Source organism: Pseudomonas azadiae (genome assembly GCF_019145355.1).
Lineage (GTDB): Bacteria > Pseudomonadota > Gammaproteobacteria > Pseudomonadales > Pseudomonadaceae > Aquipseudomonas > Aquipseudomonas azadiae.
On record NZ_JAHSTY010000001.1, the window covers coordinates 3,292,836 to 3,318,429 of the forward strand.

Consider the following 25,594-nt stretch of genomic DNA (forward strand, 5'->3'; position numbering starts at 1 on the left):
ACAAGTGATCGAAAATCTACGTAACATCGCCATCATTGCTCACGTTGACCATGGTAAAACCACCCTGGTAGACAAACTCCTGCGTCAATCCGGCACCCTGGAGCGCAACGAGCTCAACGACGAGCGCGTGATGGACTCCAACGACCAGGAAAAAGAGCGCGGTATTACCATCCTGGCAAAAAACACCGCTATCAACTGGAACGGCTACCACATCAACATCGTGGATACCCCGGGCCACGCCGACTTCGGCGGCGAAGTAGAACGCGTGATGTCGATGGTTGACTCCGTTCTGCTGCTGGTTGACGCTCAAGACGGCCCTATGCCGCAAACCCGTTTCGTGACCAAGAAGGCTTTCGAAGCCGGCCTGCGTCCGATCGTGTGCATCAACAAGGTTGACCGTCCAGGCGCGCGTCCGGACTGGGTTCTGGACCAGATCTTCGACCTGTTCGACAACCTCGGTGCCACTGAAGAGCAGCTCGATTTCCAAGTGATCTACGCCTCGGCCCTGAACGGCATTGCCGGTCTGGAACACACCGCCATGGCCGAAGACATGACCCCGCTGTACCAGGCGATCGTTGACCACGTTCCACCTCCGAAGGTTGACCGTGAAGGCCCGTTCCAGATGCAAATCTCGGCACTGGACTACAACAGCTTCCTGGGTGTTATCGGCGTTGGCCGTATCGCTCGCGGCAGCGTCAAGCCGAACACCCCGGTTGTCGCTATCGGCGCCGACGGCAAGAAGCGTAACGGTCGTATCCTGAAGCTGATGGGTCACCACGGTCTGCACCGTATCGACGTTGAAGAAGCTTTCGCCGGCGACATCGTGTGCGTGAGCGGTATGGACTCGCTGTTCATCTCCGACACCCTGTGCCAGCCGGACACCGTCGAGGCGATGAAGCCTCTGACCGTCGACGAGCCAACCGTTTCCATGACCTTCCAGGTAAACGACTCGCCTTTCTGCGGTAAAGAAGGCAAGTTCGTGACCTCCCGTAACATCAAGGAGCGTCTGGACAAAGAGCTGCTGTACAACGTTGCCCTGCGCGTTGAAGAAGGCGACTCGGCCGACAAGTTCAAGGTCTCCGGCCGTGGTGAGCTGCACCTCTCGGTACTGATCGAAACCATGCGTCGCGAAGGCTTCGAAATGGGCGTTGGTCGTCCGGAAGTGATCATCCGTCAGGTTGACGGCGTGAAGCAGGAACCGTTTGAAGACGTGACCATCGACACCCCGGAAGAATCGCAGGGCAAGGTCATGGAAGAGATGGGCCTGCGTCGCGGCGACCTGACCAACATGGTGCCGGATGGCAAAGGCCGTGTACGTCTGGAATACAACATCCCTGCTCGTGGTCTGATCGGTTTCCGTAACCAGTTCCTGACCCTGACCAACGGTGCTGGCATCCTGACCTCGATCTTTGATCGCTACGACACCATGAAGTCCGGCGACATGTCCGGCCGTCAGAACGGTGTTCTGGTCTCGGTTGAAACCGGCAAGGCACTGACCTACTCCCTGGAAACCCTCCAGGCGCGTGGCAAGCTGTTCGTTGAGCACGGTCAAGAGATCTACAACGGTCAGATCGTTGGCTTGAACAGCCGTGACAACGACATGGGCGTCAACCCAACCAAAGGCAAGAAGCTCGACAACATGCGTGCTTCGGGCAAAGACGAAACCATCGCTCTGGTTCCACCGGTGAAGTTCACCCTGGAACAGGCCCTGGAATTCATCCAGGACGATGAATTGTGCGAAGTGACGCCGAAGTCCATTCGTCTGCGTAAAAAGATTCTTGACGAAGGCGAGCGTACCCGCGCTGCCAAGAAAGCCAAGAACTGAGTTAACTCAGGCTGAATGAAAAACGCCCCCGGTCGAAAGGCCGGGGGCGTTTTTTTATGCCTGCAGTTTGTGTGCAGAGCGGGCTCTTGTAGTGAGCGGGCTTGTCCCGCGCTGGGTGGCGAAGCCGCCCCAACCCAGGCACAGAGTTTCTCCAGTTAAAACGAGGTATCAGATTTTGGGGCGGCTTCGCCACCCAGCGCGGGGCAAGCCCGCTCACTACAGGGGATCAGAACTTATCGAGCGTCTTGAACTTAGTCTCGCGCACCACTTCCTTGGGCTTATACGCACAGTACCCCGGGCGCGGCCCGATTTTTGGGTGATTGCGGCACGTATCCGGGCGCTTGTCGTAAATGGTGCAGAAGCGCGTCTTGCGATCCAGGTACAAGCAATCGTTGTTGCTCATGCGCTGCAGGGTAAAAATTTCGGACTTGGAATTGAAGCGCTCGACGATGCCTTCCTTCTGCAAGCGCTTGGCGATGTTTTTCGGCGGGTCGCCGCGCTCGAACTCGTCGACGATGCCAATGCGGATCAGGTCCTTGATCTTCACTTCGACCGGCAGCGTGCAGCAGCTGGACACGCAGCCGCCGCACATGTGGGCGGAATATTTCTGCCAGGTCTCGAGACGGTCGAGTTCCGCGGCGGCGATCAATTGAGGCTTCATCAGGGTTCCAAAAAGGTGGGGCTGTATCCGGGCGCGCGATCATACCGGGATTGGTGATTTTTTGAACAATATTTTCAAGATTTTATCTTCGGCCGAAGATCGGGCACGACCCCTGCATCTAATCCTTTCAACAGTGAATGAGTTAAAAAACTGACGAACCAGCGCCTACGCCGTGTGTCAGAGCGTCTAGGCTCTAGCAACTCCTTCTATCTCGCCCGAGGTCGCACTTGATGTCTCAGGAACCACTTGCACGAGAAGCAGAGGTAGCCGCGTTCCGCGATGCCGTCTTGACCAAACTCACCTATGCGGTGGGCAAGGACCCGGATCACGCCTTCGACCACGACTGGTTTGAAGCCATTGCCCTGGCCGCCCGCGACCAGATGGTCGACCACTGGATGGACCACACGCGGCGCATTTACCGCAAAGGCCAGAAACGGGTTTATTACCTTTCCCTGGAATTCCTCATTGGCCGCTTGCTCTATGACAGCCTGAGCAATCTCGGCGTGCTCGAGATCGCGCGCGACGCGTTGTCCGAGCTGGGTGTGGACCTTGAGCGCATCCGCCTGCTGGAGCCCGATGCGGCACTTGGCAACGGTGGCCTGGGCCGCCTGGCGGCATGCTTTATGGAAAGCATGTCGACACTGGGCATTGCCGGTCACGGCTACGGCATTCGGTATGAGCACGGCTTGTTCCGCCAGGCGATTGTCGATGGCTGGCAACAGGAGCAGACCGAACGCTGGCTGGATTTCGGCAACCCGTGGGAGTTCGAGCGGGCCGAAGTGATTTACCCGATCGGCTTTGGCGGCAGCGTCGAAACCCTGCCGGACGCTTCCGGCAAGCTGATCCAGGTGTGGACGCCCAGCGAAACGGTACGTGCCGTCGCTTACGACACCCCGGTGGTCGGCTGGCGTGGCGCCAGCGTCAATACCTTGCGCCTGTGGCGCGCACGGGCGGTCGAAGACCTGCACCTGGAACGCTTCAACGCCGGTGATCACCTGGGCGCCGTCGCCGAAGTGGCGCGCGCCGAGAGCATCTCGCGCGTGCTGTACCCGGCTGATAGCACGGAAGCGGGGCAGGAACTGCGCCTGCGCCAGGAATACTTCTTCGTCGCGGCCTCCCTGCAAGACCTGCTGCGCCGCCACAAGAACATGCACGGCTCGGTGCTGAGCCTGGGCGAACACGCGGCGATCCAGCTCAACGACACCCACCCGTCCATCGCGGTGGCCGAGCTGATGCGTCAATTGGTTGACCTGCACGACATTCCATGGGAAGCCGCCTGGGACGTCACCGTCGAAACGCTTTCCTACACCAACCACACCCTGTTGCCCGAAGCCCTGGAAACCTGGCCGGTCGGGCTGATGGAGCGCATGCTGCCGCGCCACATGCAGATCATTTACCTGATCAACGCCCAGCACATCGACTCGCTGCGCGCCAAGGGCGTGCACGATTTCGACGTACTGCGCGCGGTATCGCTGATCGAAGAAGACAATGGCCGTCGCGTGCGCATGGGCAACCTGGCGTTCCTCGGTTCCCACAGCGTCAACGGCGTGTCCGGCCTGCACACCCAGCTGATGCGCAGCACGGTGTTCTCCGAACTGCACAAGCTGTACCCGGAGCGCATCAACAACAAAACCAACGGCATCACCTTCCGCCGCTGGTTGTATCAGGCTAACCCCAAACTCACGTCGATGCTGGTGGAGGCTTTGGGCCCGGACATTCTCGACACCATGGAAACCCGCCTGGGCGAGCTGGAAACCTTTGCCGAGAAGCAGACGTTCCGCAAAGCTTTCGCCGATCAACGCCTGCACAGCAAGCGCGCGCTGGCCGAGATCATCCACGAGCGCCTGGGCATTTCGGTGAACCCGGCGGCGATGTTCGACGTACAGGTCAAGCGGATCCACGAATACAAGCGCCAGTTGCTCAACCTGCTGCACACCGTGGCGCTGTACCAGGCGATCCGTGCCGAGCCTGAGGTCGACTGGGTGCCGCGCGTGAAGATCTTCGCCGGCAAGGCGGCGGCGAGTTATCACCAGGCCAAGCTGATCATCAAGTTGACCAACGATATCGCGCGCACCGTCAACAACGACCCGACCGTGCGCGGCTTGCTCAAGGTGGTGTTCCTGCCCAACTACAACGTCAGCCTGGCGGAAAGCATCATTCCGGCGGCGGACTTGTCGGAGCAGATCTCCACCGCCGGCTTTGAAGCGTCGGGCACCAGCAACATGAAATTCGGCCTCAACGGCGCGCTGACCATCGGTACCATGGACGGCGCCAACGTGGAAATGCACGAGCGTGTCGGCGCCGAGCACATGTTTATCTTCGGCCTCAGCGCGCAGCAGGTGGAGGCGCGCAAACACGCCGGCGAGTTCAGTGCCGGGCCGGATATCGCGGCGTCGCATCGCCTCAACGATGTGCTGCAAGCGATCCGTGGCGGGGTGTTCTCGCCGGATGATCCGGGTCGCTATGTGGGGCTGATCGACGGGCTGATCGACTACGACCGGTTCCTGGTGTGTGCCGACTTCGATTCGTACTGGGACGCCCAGGCCAAGGTCGAAGCGCATTGGCATGACTCCAAGGCCTGGTGGCGCTCGGCGGTGCTGAATACGGCGCGGATGGGCTGGTTCAGTTCGGACCGGACGATTCGCGAATACGCTACCGAGATCTGGAAAGCCCTCGACTAAAACACTGCAATACCCCCTGTGGGAGCGGGCTTGCTCGCGAATACGGTATGTCAGTTAACAAATATGTCGACTGGCACACCGCATTCGCGGGCAAGCCCGCTCCCACATTAGTTGCGCGTCGATATACTAGGCCCCGGTTTGCCCGCCTCGGGCTGCTCAGGGAATATCGACCATGCAATGGATTTTCATGCTGCTGGGCCTGGTGCTCGGCTGGACGCTCGACGAGTCGTTCAGCGATGCGGGTATCGGTGCGCTGTTGGGGCTCGGCATCGGCCAGGCAATCCGCCTGGCCAAGCTGTCGGCCCAGGCGGATCAGCAGGCGGTTGCGTTGGAAACCACCCAGAAGGCCCTGATCGCGCTGGGCGAGCGTCTGCGACAACTGGAGGTGCCCGCGCCGTCGAGCAACGTCATTGTCGAAGCACCCATCCCTGAACGTACCCCTGAACCCGCACCTGTCGCTGAGGCGCCCGACCTTGTCTGGGAGCTGCCCGCCGCATTGGCGCCTGTCGCGATGGTCGCCGAACCGAGCCAGCCGTTACCGGACGACGTCTGGACACCTGCTCCAACTCCCCACCCGCCGCAAGAACCTGCCATCCCGCGCGGTCCCAACCTGATTGAACGTGCCATCAGCGGCGCGCGCAGTTGGCTGTTCGGCGGCAACACGGTGCTGCGTGTCGGCGTGGTGCTGTTGTTCCTTGGCCTGGCCTTCCTGCTGCGCTACGCCACCGAAGGCATGGTGGTGCCGATCGAGGTGCGTTACGCCGGCGTAGCCGCAGCCGCCCTCGCCCTGCTGGGCCTGGGCTGGTGGTTGCGGCTGCGCAATAGCAACTACGGTTTGATGCTGCAAGGCACCGGCATTGCGGTGTTGTACCTGACGGTATTCGCCGCGATGCGCTTGCATCCGCTGATCGACCCGAGTGCGGCCCTGGGCCTGCTGGTGGCGGTCACCGTGTTTTCGGCGATCCTGGCGATTACCCAGGACGCGCTGGGGTTGGCTTGCGCAGCGGCGCTGGGCGGTTTTGCCGCGCCGATTCTGACGTCCACCGGCGCCGGCAACCATGTGGCGCTGTTCAGTTATTTCGCCCTGCTCAATACCGGCATCCTCGCCATCGCCTGGTTCAAGGCCTGGCGATTGCTCAACCTGATCGGTTTTGTCGGCACTTTCGGCATCGGCTTCGCCTGGGGCATGCGCTCCTACGCGCCGGAACTGCTGTGGAGCACCGAGCCATTCCTGATCCTGTTCTTCCTGATGTACCTGGCGATCGGCCTGTTGTTCGCCCGGCGCAAATTGCTGGAGATGGGCGACGCCCCCGAGGGGCGCGATGCGTTGCTGCGCTGGTCGGCGGCCAAAGGCGATTACGTCGACGGCAGTATGCTGTTCGGCCCGCCGCTGGTGGGCTTCGGCTTGCAGTTCGCATTAGTGCAGCACCTGGAGTTCGCCGCCGCGTTCAGTGCGTTGGGCCTGGGCATTATCTACATGGGCCTGGCGCGGTTGCTCAGTGGCGGGCGTGCCTTGCTGCTGGCCGAGACCTGCCTGGCCCTGGGCGTGATCTTTGCCAGCCTGGCGATTCCCCTGGGCCTCGATGCGCGCTGGACCGCGGCGGCGTGGGCGGTGGAAGGCGCCGGGATTTTCTGGCTGGGCCTGCGTCAACAGCGGCCACTGGCGCGGGCCTTCGGCGTGTTGCTGCAAGTGGGCTCGGCGCTGGCGTTTCTCAGCGAGCTGCGCCTCGGCGAGCACACTTTGCTCGATGGAGCGCCATTGGGTGCGCTGATGCTGGGCGCGGCGTTGCTGTTCAGCTTTGATCAGTTGCGCAAGGCGTCCCCTGAACAGGCGACGGCGTCGGAGCGCAAAGGCCTGCCGGTATTGGCGAGCCTTGGCCTGAGCTTTTTGTACCTGCTTGCCCCCATGCTGCTCGATACCCAGGGCACGGCGGTCAGTTGGGCGCTCGCGGGCCTGGCGACGCTGTTCGTCGGCCTGCGCATTGGTTCGCGTACCTTCCTGTTCACGGCGTTTGGTGTGCAGTTGCTGGGCGGTGCGTTGTTCCTGCTGCGCCTGCAGGGCGGCGACGGGACGGCCGTGTTCAATGCAGGCTGGAGTGGCTTGCTCACGGCCTCGCTGATCGGCCTGGCCTTGATCGGCGGCATGCTGATGGCGGCGCGCGACGACCAGGTGCGCGGCGATGTGCGCCTGTTGCGCGGCTTGTCGGTGGTGCTGCTCGCGGGCCTCGTCCTGATCAATCTCGCTGTGCTGTTCGTGCTGCCATGGCAAAGCGCCAGCGGTGTGTGGGCGGCCAGCGGTTTGTTGATCATCTGGCTCAGCCTTTATCTGCAACAGCGCGTCAGCTTTGTGTTCGGCTTGCTGCTGCAACTGATCGGCGGCGGTTCATTCCTGCTGGCGATGCCGGAGTTGCTCGGGCCGTTGACCGGCGAAGGCTTGCGCCCGTTGGCCCACAGTGGTTTCTGGACGCCGATGGTGCTGGGCCTGGCCGCATTGATCGGTGCCTGGCGCTTGCAGCGTGAACCCCAGGTGCCCGTGTTTGCCGTGTTGAAGCTGCAACGCCTGTCCGACCTGCTGCTGGTGTGGGGCGCGGCCTGGTGGACGATGGCGCTGGCCGGCGAAGTGCTGCGTTTCGTTCCCGGCGAACTGCACGGCGCCTTCCTGCTCGGCATCGCGGCCGCCAGCGTGGCGGTCTGGACACTGTTGGCGGCACGACTGCGCTGGGTATCGCTGGGCATGCTCTGCACCTTGCTGATGCCAGCGGCGGGCTTGGTGCTGCTGGTCTCGGCGCACACCTATTATCACCCGGCGGCGCACTACGGCTGGCTGGCGTGGCCAGCCGTGTTCGTGGTGCATTTTGTCTCGCTGCGGCGCTTGGCAATGGTGGTGCCGGGCAGGGCGCTGGGCATCGCCCATGTGCTGGGCTGCTGGATATTGATCGGCCTGCTGGCGCTGGAATTGCGCTACGGGCTGCTGCGTTTCTCGGCCGAATACAACGCCTGGCGCTGGTTGGGCTGGGCAATCCTGCCAAGTCTCTACCTGGTACTGGCCGCCGCGCCGCGCCACTGGCCGTGGCCGGTGTCGGCGTATCCGCGCGAATATCGCGTGCTCGCGGCACTGCCATTGGCCGTGCTGATGCTCGGTTGGTTCTGGGCGGCGAACAGCTTCAGCGATGGCACGGCCGACCCGTTGCCCTATGTGCCATTGCTTAATCCACTGGACCTGGGCCTGTTGTTCGCGTTGCTTGGGGTGTACGTGTGGTCGCGCAGCGTGGCGCCGCAACGCGGGCCACGGGCCGAGTTGCTTGCCCAAGGCGTGGCGGGGCTTTCACTGTTTGCGTTCTTCACCGCGCTGGTGATGCGCACCGCGCACCATTGGGGCGGCGTGCCGTTTGAGCTGGACGCGTTGCTCGAATCGATGCTGGTGCAAGCCGGCCTGTCGATCATATGGACCTTGATTGCCTTGGGCCTGATGATCGGCGGCCACCTGCGCCATCGTCGCGAGGTGTGGTTGATCGGCGCGGCGCTGATTGCGGTGGTGGTGGCCAAGTTGTTCTTTGTCGAACTGAGCAATCGTGGCGGCCTGGCGCGGATCGTGTCGTTTATTGGCGTCGGCGGCTTGTTGCTGGTGGTGGGCTATTTCGCGCCGCTGCCGCCCAAGCGTGCCGAACCTGTGCTGGAAACTGAAGGAGCAGCCTCTTGATCGGTAAGTTGAGTGTGGCCGTGTTGGGCCTGTGTGCGGCGTGGTCGGCGTGGGCCCAGGAAGGCCCGGCGGATTTCGCCAGCCAGGTGCCACTGAGCATCAGCGGCAACGGCCCGTGGTATCGCCTGGAATTGCCGTTGGACGTGCAACTGAATGCGCGTCAGGCCGACTTGAGCGATGTGCGTGTCTTCAACGCTGCCGGGGAACCCCAGGCGTATGCGCTGTCGCGCCAGTCGTCGCAGCGCACCGAAAGCCGCAACGTCACCGACGTGAAGTGGTTCCCGCTGTACGCCGCCGACACCCGGCAAGCTTTGCCCGGCGTGGTGATGAAAACCACCCGCGAAGGCACCCTAGTGGAAATCAAGCCGGGCACGGCCGCGAAGGCCGGCACACAGGTCCTGCGCGGCTGGGTGCTGGACGCCAGCGCGATCAAGGCGCCGTTGCAGCAATTGAGTCTGGACTGGAGCCGCGAGCGAGATGGCTTCCAGCGCTTCAGTATCGAAGCCAGCGACGACTTGCAGCACTGGCAATCCTGGGGCGATGGGCAAGTGGCGCGCTTGTCGTTTGCCGACGAGCGGGTTGAGCAGCATGACGTGAACCTGCCTGGGCAATCGGCGCGTTACCTGCGCCTCGTCTGGCAAGGCCAGGCGGCGCCGCTGCTGACTTCGGCCAAGCTGGTGAGCGCCACCAGCAGCAGCCTGCCGATGCCGTTGGTGTGGTCGCAACCCTTGGCGGGCACTCGGCTCAAGGCCGGGGAATACAGTTGGCAGTTGCCCACGGGGCTGAGTATCGAGCGGCTGCGCATCGAGTTGAACCAGCCCAACACCTTGGCGCCCGTGACGTTGGCAGGGCGCCGGGACAGCAAGCAGGCGTGGCAGCCCTTGAGCAATGGGTTGCTGTATCGCCTGACCCAGGATGGCCGGGACGTGGTGCAGGATGAATTGCAGCTGCCGGGCCAGACGGTCAGCGAACTCAAGTTGGCAGTGGATGAGCGCGGCGGTGGCCTGGGCGTTGACGCGCCGGCGTTGCGTTTTGCGGTACGCGCCACGCAGTTGGTGTTCCTGGCCCGGGGTGAACCGCCGTTTACGCTGGCGCTGGGTAATGCGTCGGCCAAGGCGGCGAACCTTGCGCTTTCGACTCTGATCCCGGACTACAGCACCGAACGCCTCACGACACTGGGGCAGGCCAGGATAGCCGGCGAAGTCGCGGTGACGGCGCCTGCGGTATCAATCGCCGCCGATGCCGGGACGAACTGGAAAAAACTCGGCCTCTGGGCCGTGTTATTGCTGGGCGTGGCCGCGCTGGGCGCGATGGCCTACAGTCTGCTGCGCAAGCCGCCGGCGGCAGGTTGAATAAAGTCCATGAACTCTATTGGGTTTAAATCCTCTGATAGGAGGAAATACGCCCAGACTCGCGCTAAACTGCGCGGGTTTTCACGCCCCCCATTGTCCGGAGCCTTACATGTCCCGCGTTACCTTGAGTCGCTATTTGATCGAGCAGACCCGCAGCAACAACACGCCTGCCGATCTGCGCTTCCTTATCGAAGTGGTGGCGCGTGCCTGTAAGGAAATCAGCCACGCCGTGTCCAAAGGCGCACTGGGTGGTGTCCTGGGCAGCATGGGCACCGAAAACGTGCAGGGCGAAGTGCAGAAGAAGCTCGACGTGATCTCCAACGAGATCCTGCTCGAAGCCAACGAATGGGGCGGTCACCTGGCCGGCATGGCGTCCGAAGAAATGGACAATGCCTACCAGATCCCGGGCAAATACCCCAAAGGCGCATACCTGCTGGTATTTGACCCGCTGGACGGTTCGTCCAACATCGACATCAACGCCCCGGTCGGCACCATCTTCTCGGTACTGCGTTGCCCCAACGAATACTTGAGCCAGAACGAAGCCCTCAACGAAAAGGCCTTTTTGCAGCCAGGCACCGAGCAGGTCGCTGCCGGCTACGCGATCTACGGCCCGCAGACCATGCTGGTGCTGACCCTGGGCGACGGCGTCAAGGGCTTCACCCTGGACCGTGAAATGGGCAGCTTCGTGTTGACCCACGAAGACATCACCATTCCTGCGTCCACCCAGGAATTCGCGATCAACATGTCCAACCAGCGCCACTGGGAAGAACCCGTCACCCGCTACGTGGGCGAGTTGATGGCCGGCGAAGAAGGCCCGTTGAAGAAAAACTTCAACATGCGCTGGGTCGCCGCGATGGTGGCCGACGTGCACCGCATCCTGACCCGTGGTGGCTTGTTCATGTACCCACGCGACAGCCGCGAGCCCTCCAAGCCGGGCAAGCTGCGCCTGATGTACGAAGCCAACCCGATGTCCTTCCTGGTTGAGCAAGCGGGTGGCGCGTCCACCGATGGCCACCAGCGTATCCTCGACATTCAGCCTGAAGGCCTGCACCAGCGTGTGGCGGTGTTCCTGGGTTCCAAGGAAGAAGTTGAGCGTGTGACGGGTTACCACAAGGCGTAAATCCTGCGGTAACAAAATAGCCCCGAAATGCTCTATGCGTTTCGGGGCTTTTTATTGGACGAGATTCCTTAGCAGCAGCGCCTGCAGGTTTTTTCGAGTGTCGGCGATGATGTGAACGTAAATGATCTGGTCTCGGATTTCGTAGATGATCCGATTCATCCCACTAATAACCTGTCGGTATTGACTGAGATTCAGCTTCTCGATTTCTTCCGGTATCGAACCTGCATAGGGTTGGGTTTCGAGACGGCGTATTGTTTGTTTCAATGCGTCATAGGACTGCTGCCAAGCCGATGCCGAGAACTGTCGGGTCAGGTACGACCTGATATCTTTAAGGCCGTTTTTTGCCGATTGGAGAATCACAACCTTGAACGTCATTGGGCGTCGTCCTTGTCCAATTCGGCGAACACGTCCTCCATATCCTCAAACTGTCCCAATTCGATTTGCCTGTTGCCCAAGGCCAATAGCTTTAACAAGGCCATGGTTTCTGCCTGTTCTTCAAAACTCTTCACGTCCATCACCACCAGCTTCGCTTCGCCATTTTGGGTTATAACCAGTGGCTCGCGGCTTTCAGTGAGCGTTTTAACGATCTCGGCGGTATGACTTTTCAGGTAGCTGATCGGTTTTATCTGGGATGAGAATTTCATGCGATTGTCCTCGTTCGACGATGGGTCTGATTTTAGTCCTAATTCAGTCTCGTGTAGAACGTGTCTGATGAAAGGCTGATATTTTTTCGTTCAAAAACTCAGCTTAAAGGGCCCGTTCACGGAAAAAATAAATACCACCCCTCGTCGGGAACCAGACACCTCTTTTCCCTTCTAAGCTTCTGGCAGATACCCATGCTGCTTCGTCCCTCCAGGAGTTTTTCCATGTCGTTACGCCGTCTTGCCCTGCTGACTTTCTGCGTGCTGTTGGCCGCCTGCAGCAAGGTCAATCAAGAGAATTACGCAAAGCTGTCGGCCGGGATGCCCAAGGCCGAGGTGGAGTCGCTGCTGGGCCAGCCGACCGATTGTTCCGGCGCACTGGGCATGTCCAGCTGCACCTGGGGCGATAAAAACAGCTTTATCAGCGTTCAATATGCCGGTGACAAGGTTCTGATGTTTTCCGGGCAAGGCCTGAAGTAAACCGGGGCGAGAGCCTGCGGGAGAAGAAGAATGATGCGTTTTGTTTTGTTCCTTTGCGCCAGCCTGTTTTTGGCGGGCTGCGCCAGCCATTCTGGCGATGATCTGCAACCCAAGACCGCGAACAACGTCAACCTCAAGCGTTACCAGGGCACCTGGTATGAGTTGGCACGATTGCCGATGTACTTTCAGCGCAACTGCGCGCAGTCCGAAGCCCGCTACACCCTGTTGCCCGATGGCGATATGTCGGTGTTCAACCGTTGCCTGACGACTGAGTGGCAGTGGGAAGAAGCCAAGGGCACCGCCACGCCGCAAGTGCCGGGCAAGACCGACAAGCTCTGGGTGGAATTCAACAACTGGTTTACCGCGTTGCTGCCGGGCGTCGCCAAGGGCGATTATTGGGTGCTGTATGTCAGCGATGACTACAAGACCGCGATTGTCGGCAGCCCGAGCCGACGCTACATGTGGATCTTGTCACGCACGCCGACGGTGAGCGCCGACACCCGCGAAGACCTGCTGAGCAGGGCGCGGCAGCAGGGCTATGACACCACACGATTGATCTGGCGTACGTCGGACAAACAGATGGCGAAGACTTCGCAATAGTCCAGGAACGCCCCCGATCCAATGTGGGAGCTGGCTTGCCTGCGATTGCGGTGTGTCAATCAGTACATGTGTTACTGATACACCGCTATCGCAGGCAAGCCAGCTCCCACAGTTGTTATGTGTTGTCTGTTTAACCCAATAAATCCTTCAACACCTGCGTAAACGCCCGGCTGCTTTCCTCCTCGCCGGCATGCCGCCCATCCCGCACCACCCACTTGCCGTTTACCAGCACATCACGTACTTGCCGATCACCGCCGGCAAACAGCCAACGGTTGAGAATCCCGTCTTCCGTTGCCGTCGCCAGGTACGGATCGTTGCCGTCCAGCACAATCCAATCTGCACGTTTACCCACTTCCAATCGACCCACCGGCTGCCCTAACGCCTGGGCTCCGCCCTCCAGCGCCGCATCAAACAGCGTACGGCCAATCATCGGCTGATCATTGCGATACAGACGATTGCGCCGTTGATCGCGCAGGCGCTGGCCATATTCGAGCCAGCGCAATTCTTCCACCACACTCAATGACACATGGCTGTCGGACCCGATGCCCATGCGTCCGCCCTGTGCGAGAAAATCCACCGCCGGGAAAATCCCGTCACCCAAATTGGCCTCGGTGGTCAGGCACAAGCCGGCAATCGCACGGCTCCTGGCCATACGCGTGACTTCGTCCGCATCGGCGTGAGTGGCATGCACCAGGCACCAGCGTTCATCCACGTCGACATTGTCATAGAGCCATTGCAGCGGGCGCTTGCCGCTCCAGGCCAGGCAGTCGTCGACTTCTTTCTGCTGCTCGGCAATGTGGATATGCACCGGGCAGGCTTTATCGCTGGCGGCCAGCACATGATTGATCTGCTCGGGCGTGACCGCGCGCAACGAGTGGAAGCACAGACCCAACTGTTGAGCCGGCTGTGCAGCGAGGATCGGCTTCAGCTGCGCTTGCAGGTCCAGGTAATGCTCAGTGCTGTTGATGAACCGCCGCTGGCCTTCATTCGGCGCCTGGCCACCAAACCCCGAGTGGGTATAGAGCACCGGCAGCAATGTCAGACCGATGCCGCTGCTGGCCGCCGCCTGGCTGATTTGCCGCGACAGCTCGGTGCGATCGGCATACGCCTGGCCGCTGACATCGTGATGAACGTAGTGGAACTCGGCCACCGAGGTGTAGCCGGCCTTGAGCATCTCGATGTACAGCTGACGCGCGATGACCTGCAGCTGCTCGGGGCTGATCTGGCCGACCATGCGGTACATCAAGTCGCGCCATGTCCAGAAGCTGTCATTGGGGTTGCCGGCCACTTCGGCCAATCCCGCCATGGCGCGCTGGAATGCATGGGAATGCAGGTTCGGCATGCCCGCCAGCACCGGGCCTCTCAGCCGTTCGGCGGCATCAGAGCTGGCGTTGGCCTCGACCTTTGTCAGCACGCCTTCGGCACTGACCTCAAGGCGTACATCATTGGCCCATCCACTAGGCAGCAGTGCGCGTTCGGCGAAAAAAGCGGACATGATCAGAACACTCCGGTCGTGTGTTTATTTGTATATACATATACAGACGTTTGCCTGCTCGGTAAACTCCGGCAATCTATGCATCTTTTCTCCTGCAAGGATTCCCTGTGCCGACTCCGCCCGCCAAGTCTCCACTGGCTGCCCACATGGACGAAAGTCCGGCGCCCTTGTATGCCCGCGTCAAACAGATGATCAGCCAGCAGATCCTGAGCGGCAACTGGCCGCCCCATTACCGCGTCCCGTCGGAGAGCGAACTGGTCAGCCAGCTCGGTTTCAGCCGCATGACCATCAACCGTGCCCTGCGCGAGCTCACTGCCGAAGGTTTGCTGGTGCGCATGCAGGGCGTCGGTACTTTTGTCGCCGAGCCCAAGAGCCAGTCGGCGTTGTTCGAAGTGCATAACATTGCCGATGAGATCGCCTCGCGCGGCCATCGCCACACCTGCCAGGTCATCCACCTGTGCGAGGAGGCTGCCGGCTCCGAGCGCGCCGTCGCCCTGGAAATGCGCGAAGGCGGGCGCGTGTTTCATTCGTTGATCGTGCACTTCGAAAACGATATCCCCGTACAAATCGAAGACCGTTTCGTCAACGCCCTGGTCGCCCCGGAATACCTGCAACAGGATTTCACCCAGCAAACGCCTTACGCCTATTTGAACCAGGTTGCACCGCTGACCGAAGGCGAGCACGTGGTCGAAGCCATTCTTGCCGATGCGGCGGAGTGCAAGCTGCTGCAGATCGAACCCAGCGAGCCGTGCCTGTTGATCCGCCGCCGCACCTGGTCGGGCCGCCAGCCGGTGACCGCCGCGCGTTTGATCCACCCCGGTTCCCGTCACAGCCTGGAAGGACGGTTCAGTAAATGAGCACGGTAAACATCCGGCGCGCCACCGACTACGTGCGCATGCCGTGGAAAAACGGCGGCGGCAGTACCGAAGAAATCGCTCGGGATGCCGGCGAGGGCCTTGAGGGCTTTGGCTGGCGTCTGTCGATCGCCGACATCGCCGAGTCGGGCGGTTTCTCCACCTTCGCCGGTTACCAGCGCGTCATCACCGTGATCAAGGGCGCGGGCATGGTCCTGACCGTGGATGGCGAAGAGCAGCGCGGCTTGTTACCGCTGCAGCCCTTTGCGTTCAAGGGTGACAGCCAAGTGTCCTGCCGCCTGATCACCGGGCCGATCCGCGACTTCAACCTGATCTATTCGCCACAGCGATACCACGCGCGCTTGCAGTGGGTGGATGGTGTACAGCGTTTTTTCAGCACGGCGCAGACGGTGCTGGTGTTCAGTGTGGCGGATGAGGTGACGGTGTTGGACCAGACGTTGGGGCATCATGATTGCCTGCAAATTGACGATAACACCGGCTTGCTCGATATCTCCGTCAGCGGCCGCTGCTGCATCATCGAACTGACCGCACGCGGTTAAAACCTGTGGGAGCTGGCTTGTCGAATCGTCGCACCGCTGCGATAGCGATGTGTCAGTCAGCTCATCTGGTACTGACACACCGCCATCGCAGGCAAGCCAGCTCCCACATTGGTTTGTAGTGTTTGTAAGGTCTGTTTCCAGGCGGCGCACCACTTTGTTACCGAACGCCCCAGCGTGGCGCAAAACCGCGCTGATGTGACAAGCCTCCCCTCCAGCGAAACTCCTCCACAAGAAATTTCATCAAGCCTCAAAGCCCTGACTTTCAAGGCCCCCACGCATTTTCCAAAAAAATCCCACTCGCGCACGCAGAAAGTTGGCCGCTTGATTGCATATGCTTGTATGTACAAGTAAAGGTGTGTGCGTAAGAGTCGTCTTCGCACCCAAGCATGCGCATTGATCGAGGAGTTTTTGTTGTGACCAAGCCTACTAAATACCGTGATGTCGAAATCCGCGCGGCCCACGGTAACAAGCTCACCGCCAAAAGCTGGCTGACCGAAGCGCCGCTGCGCATGCTGATGAACAACCTCGACCCGCAAGTGGCCGAGAACCCCAAAGAACTGGTGGTTTACGGCGGTATCGGCCGGGCCGCGCGCAACTGGGAGTGCTACGACCAGATCGTCGAGAGCCTAACCAACCTGAACGAGGACGAAACCCTGCTGGTGCAATCCGGCAAACCGGTCGGCGTGTTCAAGACCCACAGCAACGCCCCGCGTGTGCTGATCGCCAACTCCAACCTGGTACCGCACTGGGCCAGTTGGGAACACTTCAACGAACTGGATGCCAAGGGCCTGGCCATGTACGGCCAGATGACCGCCGGCAGCTGGATCTACATCGGCAGCCAGGGCATCGTCCAAGGCACCTATGAAACCTTCGTCGAGGCCGGCCGCCAACATTACGACAGCAACCTCACAGGCCGCTGGGTGTTGACCGCCGGCTTGGGCGGCATGGGCGGCGCACAGCCATTGGCCGCGACCCTGGCCGGCGCATGCTCGCTGAACATCGAATGCCAGCAGGTCAGCATCGATTTCCGTTTGAACAGCCGCTATGTCGACGAGCAAGCCACCGACCTCGACGACGCCCTGGCGCGCATCGCCAAGTACACCCAGGAAGGCAAGGCCATCTCCATCGCCCTATTGGGTAACGCGGCTGAAATCCTGCCGGAACTGGTCAAGCGCGGCGTGCGCCCGGACATGGTCACCGACCAGACCAGCGCCCACGACCCCCTCAACGGCTACCTGCCGGCCGGCTGGACCTGGGACGAGTACCGCGCCCGCGCCAAGACTGAACCGGCGGCCGTGATCAAGGCCGCCAAGCAATCGATGGCGGTGCACGTCCAAGCCATGCTGGACTTCCAGAAGCAAGGCATCCCGACCTTCGACTACGGCAACAACATCCGCCAGATGGCCCAGGAAGAAGGCGTGCAGAACGCCTTCGACTTCCCGGGCTTCGTACCGGCCTACATCCGCCCCTTGTTCTGCCGTGGCATCGGCCCGTTCCGTTGGGCGGCGCTGTCCGGCGACCCGCAAGACATCTACAAGACCGACGCCAAAGTCAAAGAGCTGATCCCGGACGACGCCCACCTGCACAATTGGTTGGACATGGCCCGCGAGCGCATCAGCTTCCAGGGCCTGCCGGCGCGGATCTGCTGGGTTGGCCTGGGCCAGCGCGCCAAGCTGGGCCTGGCGTTCAACGAAATGGTGCGCAACGGCGAATTGTCGGCACCGGTGGTCATCGGCCGCGACCACCTCGACTCCGGCTCGGTCGCCAGCCCCAACCGCGAAACCGAAGCCATGCAGGACGGCTCCGACGCCGTGTCCGACTGGCCGCTGCTCAACGCCTTGCTCAACACCGCCAGCGGCGCGACCTGGGTTTCGCTGCACCACGGCGGCGGCGTGGGCATGGGCTTCTCGCAGCACTCGGGCATGGTGATTGTCTGCGACGGTACGGACGAGGCGGCCGAGCGGATTGCCCGTGTGCTGCACAACGATCCGGCCACCGGCGTGATGCGTCATGCGGATGCTGGTTACCAGATCGCGATCGATTGCGCCAAGGAGCAGGGCCTCAATCTCCCGATGATCAAATAACCCACATTTGATCTGCTGTGAACCAGAAAACAATCCACCAGAGGTTGAACACACATGGCTGCAAACGACACCACCCCGTTGATCGAAAGGCGTTCGATCGACTACATCCCGGAAGCGGAAAGACACGGTCGTCTCTTGAGCCAGTTCACCCTATGGATGGGGGCCAACCTGCAGATCACCGCGATTGTCACCGGGGCCCTGGCCGTGGTGCTGGGCGGTGATGTGTTCTGGTCGTTGATCGGTCTGTTGATCGGCCAACTGATCGGCGGCGGGGTCATGGCGTTGCATGCGGCGCAAGGGCCCAAGCTTGGCCTGCCGCAGATGATCTCCAGCCGCGTACAGTTTGGTGTGTATGGCGCGGCCATCCCGATCGTGCTGGTGTGCTTGATGTATCTCGGTTTCACCGCCACCGGCACGGTGCTGTCCGGCCAGGCGCTGGGCCAGCTGTTCGGGGTCAGCGACAGCGTCGGTATCCTGATTTTCGCCAGCGTCATTGTGCTGGTCACGGTGCTCGGTTACCGGGTGATCCATTTCATTGGTCGTGTCGCCAGCATCATTGGCGTGATTGCCTTTGTTTATCTGTTCAGCCGTCTGATCAGCCAGACCGACGTTGGCGCACTTCTGCAAATCCGCCACTTCAGTTGGAGCAGCTTTCTGCTGGCGGTATCGCTCGCGGCCTCCTGGCAAATCGCCTTCGGCCCTTACGTGGCGGACTATTCACGCTACTTGCCGAGCGCTACGTCTTCGGTGAAAACCTTCCTGGCCGCGGGGGCAGGTTCGGTCATTGGCGCGCAGGTGGCGATGGTGCTCGGCGTGTTTGCCGCGGCCATGTCCAACGGCCAATTCGCCGGTCATGAAGTGGCTTACATCGTTGGCTTGAGTGGCACGGGGGCAACCGCTGCGCTGCTGTATTTCAGCATTGCGTTCGGCAAGGTCACCATCTCGACGCTGAACTCCTACGGCAGCTTCATGTGCATCGCGACCATCATCAGCGGCTTTCGCGGACGGTTGGAGGTCACACGGTTGCAGCGCCTGGTGTTCGTGCTGGCCATCGTCGGTACGGCGACCCTGATCGCGTTGCTCGGCCAGCACTCGTTCCTCGGTGCGTTCAAGTCGTTCATCCTGTTCCTGCTGGCGTTCTTCACGCCCTGGAGCGCGATCAACCTGGTGGACTACTACTGCATTACCCGTGAACGCTATGACGTGCCGGCGCTGGCCGACCCGAACGGTCGCTATGGCCGCTGGAACCTGCTGGGTATCGGCGTGTACGTCTTCGGTGTGCTGGTGCAGTTGCCGTTCATCTCCACCAAGTTCTACACAGGCCCCCTGGTGGCCGCGCTGGGTGACGTGGATATCTCTTGGATCATCGGCCTGGTGCTTCCCGCCGCCGTGTATTACCTGTGCGCGAAAAAATGGCACAGCGCGGTACCCGATCACCTGATCCTGCCGCCAGAGCAGGGCGCTACACCCACTAAGTCCGGGCTGTTTGCACAAGCCTGATGGGACGTGGACAGGGCAGGATGCCTACTGACTGCCGTAATCCATTTCAAGATTGGGAGCGTCACAACAATGAAAATGACTAAGACCCTGATGGCCACACTGTTCGCCACAGGCTTGCTGGCCTCTGCGGGCGCCCAGGCGGCCGGTTGGTGCGAATCCGGCAAGCCGGTGAAGTTCGCCGGGCTGAACTGGGAAAGCGGCATGTTGCTCACCGACATCCTGCAGACCGTGCTGGAAAAAGGCTACGACTGCAAAACCGACAGCCTGCCAGGCAATTCCATCACCATGGAAAACGCCCTGAGCAGTAACGACATCCAAGTGTTTGCCGAAGAATGGGTCGGTCGCAGTGAAGTCTGGAACAAGGCCGAGAAGGCCGGCAAGGTCGTCGGCGTCGGCGCCCCGGTCGTCGGTGCTATCGAGGGCTGGTACGTACCGCGCTATGTGATCGAAGGCGACGCCAAGCGCAAGTTGGAAGCCAAGGCCCCAGGCCTGAAAAATATCGCCGACCTGGCCAAGTACGCTTCGGTGTTCAAGGACCAGGAGGAGCCGTCCAAGGGCCGCTTCTATAACTGCCCGGCCGGCTGGACCTGCGAGCTGGATAACAGCGAAATGCTCAAAAGCTACGGTCTGGAAAGCACTTACACCAATTTCCGCCCAGGCACCGGCCCGGCGCTGGATGCGGCGGTGCTGTCGAGCTACAAGCGCGGCGAGCCGATCCTGTTCTACTACTGGTCGCCCACGCCGCTGATGGGCCAGGTCGACCTGGTCAAGCTGGAAGAAAAACCCGGCGTGGATAAAACCGTGAGCATCAAGGTCGGCCTGTCCAAGACCTTCCACGAGCAGGCCCCGGAACTGGTGGCCGTGCTGGAAAAGGTCAACCTGCCGATTGACCTGCTCAACCAGAACCTGGGGCGCATGGCCAAGGAGCGCATCGAATCGCCGAAACTGGCGAAGATCTTCCTCAAGGAACATCCTGAAGTCTGGCACGCCTGGGTCAGTGAAGACGCCGCCAGGAAAATCGACGCGGCCTTGTAGGTCGAGTGCGCCCGGCTACCCTCAGGGGTGGCCGTGCGACTGGCCGCACCCCACTGGATCGAGAGCACGCTATGTTTCCTGAGAGTTTTACGTTTTCCATCGCCGACTGGGTCAACGGTTGGGTGGACTCGCTGGTCACCAATTACGGCGATGTGTTCCGGCACATCTCCGACACCCTGCTATGGGCCATCGTCAACCTGGAGGGCCTGCTGCGCGCAGCGCCCTGGTGGCTGATGCTGGCCATCGTCGGCGCCGTCGCCTGGCACGCCACGCGCAAGGTGGTGACCACGGCGGTGATCGTCGGTCTGCTGTTCCTGGTCGGCGCGGTCGGCCTGTGGGACAAACTGATGCAAACCCTGGCCTTGATGCTGGTGGCCACGGTGATCTCGGTGTTGATCGGCATTCCGCTGGGCATCCTGTCGGCACGCAGCAACCGCCTGCGTTCGGTGCTGATGCCGCTGCTCGACATCATGCAAACCATGCCCAGTTTCGTGTACCTGATCCCGGTGCTGATGCTGTTCGGCCTGGGCAAGGTCCCGGCGATCTTCGCCACGGTGATCTACGCCGCGCCGCCGCTGATCCGCCTCACCGACCTGGGGATTCGCCAGGTCGACGGCGAAGTCATGGAAGCCATCAACGCCTTTGGTGCCAACCGCTGGCAACAACTGTTCGGCGTGCAACTGCCGCTGGCGCTGCCAAGCATCATGGCCGGCATCAACCAGACCACCATGATGGCGCTGTCGATGGTGGTGATCGCCTCGATGATCGGCGCGCGTGGCCTGGGCGAAGATGTACTCGTCGGCATCCAGACCCTCAACGTCGGCCGCGGCCTCGAAGCCGGGCTGGCGATCGTGATTCTCGCCGTGGTCATCGACCGCATTACCCAGGCCTATGGTCGTCCACGGCATGAGGCGAACAAATGACTACTGTCAGCAAAATCGAAGTCAAGAACGTCTTCAAGATCTTCGGCAATCGCGCCAAGGATGCGCTGGCCCTGATCGGCCAGGGCAAGAGCAAGGACCAGGTACTGGCCGAGACCGGTTGCGTGGTCGGCGTCAACGACCTGTCGCTGAGTATCGCCACCGGAGAGATCTTCGTGATCATGGGCTTGTCGGGTTCGGGCAAGTCGACCCTGGTGCGCCACTTCAACCGGCTGATCGATCCCACCAGTGGCGCGATCCTGGTGGACGGCGAAGATATCCTGCAACTGGACATGGAAGCCCTGCGCCAATTCCGTCGGCACAAGATCAGCATGGTGTTCCAAAGCTTCGGCCTGCTGCCCCACAAGAGCGTGCTCGACAACGTCGCCTACGGCCTCAAGGTGCGTGGCGAGACCAGGCAGGTCTGCGCCGAGCGCGCCCAGCACTGGATCGAAACCGTGGGCCTCAAGGGCTACGAAAACAAGTACCCGCACCAGCTCTCCGGCGGCATGCGCCAGCGCGTCGGCCTGGCCCGCGCGTTGGCGGCGGATACCGACATCATCCTGATGGACGAAGCCTTCAGCGCCCTCGACCCGCTGATTCGCGCCGAGATGCAGGACCAGTTGCTGGAGCTGCAAAAGACCCTGCACAAGACCATCGTGTTCATCACCCATGACCTCGACGAGGCGGTGCGCATCGGCAACCGCATTGCGATCCTCAAGGACGGCAAGCTGATCCAGGTCGGCACGCCGCGCGAGATTCTGCATTCGCCGGCGGATGAGTATGTGGATCGGTTCGTCCAGCGGCGGGCGGCGGTGGTGTAACCCGGTTTTCGTGGTGAACCGGCTGGCGCCATCGCGGGCAAGCCGGCTCCCACATTTGAGCTGTGTGAACCCGATCAAATGTGGGAGCTGGCTTGCCTGCGAAGAGGCCGGCAAAGCTGCAAGAAAATTGAAGAAGGTATGAAGATGCCCCAGGCACCAACAATCATCATCGCCGACACCCCGCTACGCTGGCAGGATGTGGTCGCCGTCGCCCGCCACGGTGCATTGCTCGAGCTCTCGGGCCAGGCCTGGGCGCGCATCGACAATGCCCAGGCCATCGTGCAACGCATCGTCACCAGCGGCGAGCGCGCCTATGGCGTGAACACCGGCCTGGGCGCGCTGTGCGACGTGTCGCTCGAAGGCGAGCAACTCAGCCAACTGTCGCGCAATACCCTGCTCAGCCATGCCTGCGGTGTCGGGCCGCTGCTCACTGACGAGCAGACCCGCGCAATCATCTGCGCCGCCATCATCAACTACAGCCACGGCAAGTCCGGCCTGCATCCGCAGGTGGTGCACGCGCTGCTGGCGCTGCTCAATCACGGCATCACGCCGCACGTGCCGTCCCAGGGGTCGGTGGGTTACCTGACCCATATGGCCCATGTCGGCGTGGCGCTGCTTGGCGTCGGCGACGTCAGCTATCGCGGCCAGGTGGTGACAGCGCAAGAAGCATTGGCAGCTGAAGGTTTGCAGCCGGTGATCCTGGCCGCCAAGGACGGCCTGTGCCTGGTCAACGGCACGCCGTGCATGACCGGCCTGAGCTGCCTGGCCCTGGCTGACGCGCATCACCTGCTGCAATGGGCTGACGTGATCGGCGCCATGAGTTTCGAAGCCCTGCGCGGTCAGATCGATGCCTTCGATGCAGAGATCATCGCGCTCAAGCCGCACCCGGGCATGCAACAAGTGGGTGTCAATCTGCGCGCCTTGCTCGATGGCAGCGAAGTGATCGCCAGCAGCAAAGGCATCCGCACCCAGGACGCCCTGAGCCTGCGCTCGATCCCGCAGATTCACGGCGCGGCCCGCGATCAGGTTGAACACGCGACCCGCCAGATCGAGACCGAACTCAACAGTGCCACCGACAACCCGTTGCTGCTCGGCACGCCGGAGCATTACCGCGTCGTGTCCCAGGCCAACCCCCACGGGCAGTCCGTGGCGCTGGCGGCGGATATGCTGGCGATTGCCATGGCCGAAATCGGCTCGGTGGCCGAACGTCGCCTCGACCGTTTGATCAACCCGCACGTCAGCGGTTTGCCGGCGTTCCTGGTCAGCAACCCTGGGGTCAACTCCGGGATGATGATCTTGCAGTACGTCGCCGCGTCCCTGTGCGCGCAGAACCGCCAGTTGGCGCAACCGGCGGTGCTCGACAACTTCGTCACCTCGGGCCTGCAGGAAGACCACCTGAGCATGGGCACCAATGCCGCGCTCAAGCTGCACCAACTGCTGGCCAACGTGACGCAGATCCTCGCCATCGAGTACTTGCTGGCGGCCCAGGCGTTCGAGTTCCTCAAGGGCCAGCGCTTCGGCGCCGGCACCGATCGCGCCTGGCGCTTGCTACGTGAAGTGGTCCCTGCTTACGAACAGGACCGCTGGCTGGCGCCGGATATTGCCAGCGCCGCCGGCGTGATCAACAACACCGCATTGCCGACTGTGCACTGAGCACTGATTTACTCAAAAGAAGTATTCACAAGAACAATTCACAAGGAGAACGAATGTGACTGCGCTAAACCTGATTCCAGGCCAACTGAGCCTTGCCCAACTGCGAGCCATCTACCAGCAGCCGGTAACCCTCAGCCTGGATGACAGCGCCACGGCGCAGATCGACGCCAGTGTTGCCTGCGTGGAACAGATTCTCGCCGAGAACCGCACCGCCTACGGCATCAACACCGGGTTCGGCCTGCTGGCCTCGACCCGCATCGCCAGCGAAGACCTGGAAAACCTGCAGCGTTCGCTGGTGCTGTCCCATGCCGCCGGCGTCGGTGAGCCGATCAGCGACGCGCTGGTGCGCCTGGTCATGGTGCTCAAGGTCAACAGCCTGAGCCGTGGTTTCTCCGGGATCCGCCGCCAGGTGATCGACGCGCTGATCGCGCTGATCAACGCCGAGGTGTACCCGCACATTCCGTTGAAGGGATCAGTCGGTGCCTCCGGCGACCTGGCGCCGTTGGCGCACATGTCCCTGGTGCTGCTGGGCGAAGGCAAGGCGCGCTACAAAGGCGAGTGGCTGGAGGCGACCGCAGCGCTGAAAGTCGCCGGCCTCACGCCGCTGACCCTCGCCGCCAAGGAAGGCCTGGCGCTGCTCAACGGCACCCAGGTGTCCACGGCCTATGCCTTGCGTGGCCTGTTTGAAGGCGAAGATTTGTTCGCGGGCGCCCTGGTCTGCGGCGGCCTCACCGTCGAAGCCGTGCTGGGTTCGCGCTCGCCGTTCGATGCGCGTATCCATGCCGCTCGCGGCCAGCGCGGGCAGATCGATTCTGCAGCGGCCTATCGCGAGCTGCTGGGCGAAAGCAGCCAGGTCTCCCAGTCGCACCAGAACTGCGACAAGGTGCAGGACCCTTACTCCTTGCGCTGCCAGCCCCAAGTCATGGGCGCCTGCCTGACCCAGTTCCGCCAGGCCGCCGAGGTGCTGGTGGTGGAAGCCAACGCCGTGTCGGACAACCCACTGGTATTCGCGGCCGAAGGTGATGTGATCTCCGGCGGCAACTTCCACGCCGAACCGGTGGCCATGGCCGCCGATAACATGGCGCTGGCGATCGCTGAGATCGGTTCGCTGAGCGAGCGGCGTATCTCGCTGATGATGGACAAGCACATGTCGCAGCTGCCGCCGTTCCTGGTCGGCAATGGCGGGGTCAACTCCGGTTTCATGATTGCCCAGGTGACCGCCGCCGCATTGGCCAGCGAGAACAAGGCGTTGGCCCATCCCCATAGCGTGGATAGCCTGCCGACGTCGGCCAACCAGGAAGACCATGTGTCCATGGCCCCGGCGGCCGGCAAGCGCTTGTGGGAAATGGCCGAGAACACCCGTGGCGTTCTGGCGGTTGAATGGCTGTCGGCCTGCCAGGGCCTGGACCTGCGCGACGGCCTGAAAACCTCGCCCACCCTTGAAAAGGCACGCGGCATCCTGCGCGGCAAAGTGGCGTTCTACGACAAGGACCGCTTCTTCGCCCCGGACATCATCGCCGCCAGCGAACTGCTCGCCAGCCGCTGCCTGAATGAACTGGTGCCGGCCAAGTTGTTGCCAAGCCTGTAACCCCTGTGGGAGCTGGCTTGC

Annotated in this window: 20 protein-coding genes; 16 read left to right on the forward strand and 4 right to left on the reverse strand. The window is 61.7% G+C overall.

Annotated elements, in window-relative coordinates:
• The first annotated feature begins 4 nt into the window (after positions 1-4).
• On the forward strand, positions 5-1,825 hold the full coding sequence (gene typA / locus KVG91_RS14995) for a translational GTPase TypA (RefSeq protein WP_064450260.1): 1,821 nt from the start codon (positions 5-7) through the stop codon (positions 1,823-1,825).
• Between the two features lie 226 nt (positions 1,826-2,051).
• On the opposite strand, the gene KVG91_RS15000 is transcribed toward typA, so the two are convergent.
• Entirely contained in the window at positions 2,052-2,486 is a 435-nt protein-coding gene (locus KVG91_RS15000; RefSeq protein ID WP_017529542.1) for a YkgJ family cysteine cluster protein, read from the reverse strand.
• Between the two features lie 230 nt (positions 2,487-2,716).
• Here KVG91_RS15000 and KVG91_RS15005 point away from each other — a divergent pair, with 230 nt between their 5' ends.
• From KVG91_RS15005 to KVG91_RS15020, 4 genes are all read left to right on the forward strand, one after another.
• The gene (locus KVG91_RS15005; RefSeq protein ID WP_169375869.1) at positions 2,717-5,167 is read left to right on the forward strand and encodes a glycogen/starch/alpha-glucan phosphorylase; all 2,451 of its coding nucleotides are present in this window, start codon (positions 2,717-2,719) and stop codon (positions 5,165-5,167) included.
• 172 nt (positions 5,168-5,339) lie between these two features.
• Positions 5,340-8,867 (forward strand): DUF2339 domain-containing protein, encoded by a 3,528-nt coding sequence (locus KVG91_RS15010; RefSeq protein ID WP_169375870.1) that lies wholly within the window; start codon positions 5,340-5,342, stop codon positions 8,865-8,867.
• Positions 8,867-10,219, forward strand: coding sequence for a DUF3999 domain-containing protein (locus KVG91_RS15015; protein ID WP_169375952.1), 1,353 nt, complete (start codon positions 8,867-8,869; stop codon positions 10,217-10,219). The genes KVG91_RS15010 and KVG91_RS15015 overlap by 1 nt, the downstream gene beginning before the upstream one ends.
• A gap of 109 nt (positions 10,220-10,328) precedes the next feature.
• Positions 10,329-11,339 carry a class 1 fructose-bisphosphatase gene (locus KVG91_RS15020; protein ID WP_003217989.1) on the forward strand — a complete coding sequence of 337 codons (1,011 nt, stop codon included), beginning with the start codon at positions 10,329-10,331 and terminating at the stop codon, positions 11,337-11,339.
• Between the two features lie 51 nt (positions 11,340-11,390).
• On the opposite strand, the gene KVG91_RS15025 is transcribed toward KVG91_RS15020, so the two are convergent.
• Positions 11,391-11,714: a type II toxin-antitoxin system RelE/ParE family toxin gene (locus KVG91_RS15025; RefSeq protein WP_169375871.1), complete on the reverse strand. Its 324-nt coding sequence runs from the start codon at positions 11,712-11,714 to the stop codon at positions 11,391-11,393.
• Positions 11,711-11,983: a type II toxin-antitoxin system Phd/YefM family antitoxin gene (locus KVG91_RS15030; protein WP_124356643.1), complete on the reverse strand. Its 273-nt coding sequence runs from the start codon at positions 11,981-11,983 to the stop codon at positions 11,711-11,713. The genes KVG91_RS15025 and KVG91_RS15030 overlap by 4 nt, the downstream gene beginning before the upstream one ends.
• 222 nt (positions 11,984-12,205) lie before the next feature.
• Between KVG91_RS15030 and KVG91_RS15035 the strand changes: the two genes are divergently transcribed.
• Positions 12,206-12,460, forward strand: coding sequence for a lipoprotein (locus KVG91_RS15035; RefSeq protein WP_049710452.1), 255 nt, complete (start codon positions 12,206-12,208; stop codon positions 12,458-12,460).
• Between the two features lie 30 nt (positions 12,461-12,490).
• Positions 12,491-13,060, forward strand: a complete 570-nt coding sequence (locus tag KVG91_RS15040) for a lipocalin family protein (protein ID WP_169375872.1) — start codon at positions 12,491-12,493, stop codon at positions 13,058-13,060.
• Positions 13,061-13,190: 130 nt separating this feature from the next.
• Here KVG91_RS15040 and KVG91_RS15045 read toward each other — a convergent pair whose 3' ends face one another.
• Positions 13,191-14,555 carry a formimidoylglutamate deiminase gene (locus KVG91_RS15045; RefSeq protein ID WP_169375873.1) on the reverse strand — a complete coding sequence of 455 codons (1,365 nt, stop codon included), beginning with the start codon at positions 14,553-14,555 and terminating at the stop codon, positions 13,191-13,193.
• Between the two features lie 146 nt (positions 14,556-14,701).
• Here KVG91_RS15045 and hutC point away from each other — a divergent pair, with 146 nt between their 5' ends.
• The 9 genes from hutC to hutH (KVG91_RS15090) all read left to right on the forward strand — a co-directional run bounded on the left by hutC (position 14,702) and on the right by hutH (KVG91_RS15090) (position 25,573).
• Complete coding sequence (gene hutC, locus KVG91_RS15050) at positions 14,702-15,412, forward strand: histidine utilization repressor (RefSeq protein ID WP_178115073.1); 711 nt, start codon at positions 14,702-14,704, stop codon at positions 15,410-15,412.
• Positions 15,409-15,969 carry a HutD/Ves family protein gene (locus KVG91_RS15055; protein ID WP_169375875.1) on the forward strand — a complete coding sequence of 187 codons (561 nt, stop codon included), beginning with the start codon at positions 15,409-15,411 and terminating at the stop codon, positions 15,967-15,969. Before hutC ends, KVG91_RS15055 begins: the two co-directional genes overlap by 4 nt.
• A 413-nt stretch (positions 15,970-16,382) precedes the next feature.
• A complete protein-coding gene (gene hutU, locus KVG91_RS15060; protein ID WP_169375876.1) occupies positions 16,383-18,053 on the forward strand; it encodes a urocanate hydratase in 1,671 nt (556 codons plus the stop codon).
• Between the two features lie 54 nt (positions 18,054-18,107).
• Positions 18,108-19,553 (forward strand): purine-cytosine permease family protein, encoded by a 1,446-nt coding sequence (locus tag KVG91_RS15065; RefSeq protein WP_169375877.1) that lies wholly within the window; start codon positions 18,108-18,110, stop codon positions 19,551-19,553.
• Between the two features lie 69 nt (positions 19,554-19,622).
• On the forward strand, positions 19,623-20,588 hold the full coding sequence (locus KVG91_RS15070; RefSeq protein ID WP_169375878.1) for an ABC transporter substrate-binding protein: 966 nt from the start codon (positions 19,623-19,625) through the stop codon (positions 20,586-20,588).
• Positions 20,589-20,659: 71 nt separating this feature from the next.
• Entirely contained in the window at positions 20,660-21,511 is an 852-nt protein-coding gene (locus tag KVG91_RS15075; protein WP_076951684.1) for an ABC transporter permease, read from the forward strand.
• Positions 21,508-22,332 (forward strand): quaternary amine ABC transporter ATP-binding protein, encoded by an 825-nt coding sequence (locus tag KVG91_RS15080; protein ID WP_169375879.1) that lies wholly within the window; start codon positions 21,508-21,510, stop codon positions 22,330-22,332. Before KVG91_RS15075 ends, KVG91_RS15080 begins: the two co-directional genes overlap by 4 nt.
• 144 nt (positions 22,333-22,476) lie before the next feature.
• Positions 22,477-23,985, forward strand: coding sequence for a histidine ammonia-lyase (gene hutH, locus KVG91_RS15085; RefSeq protein ID WP_169375953.1), 1,509 nt, complete (start codon positions 22,477-22,479; stop codon positions 23,983-23,985).
• 55 nt (positions 23,986-24,040) lie between these two features.
• Positions 24,041-25,573 (forward strand): histidine ammonia-lyase, encoded by a 1,533-nt coding sequence (hutH, locus tag KVG91_RS15090; protein ID WP_169375880.1) that lies wholly within the window; start codon positions 24,041-24,043, stop codon positions 25,571-25,573.
• Positions 25,574-25,594 lie beyond the last annotated feature (21 nt).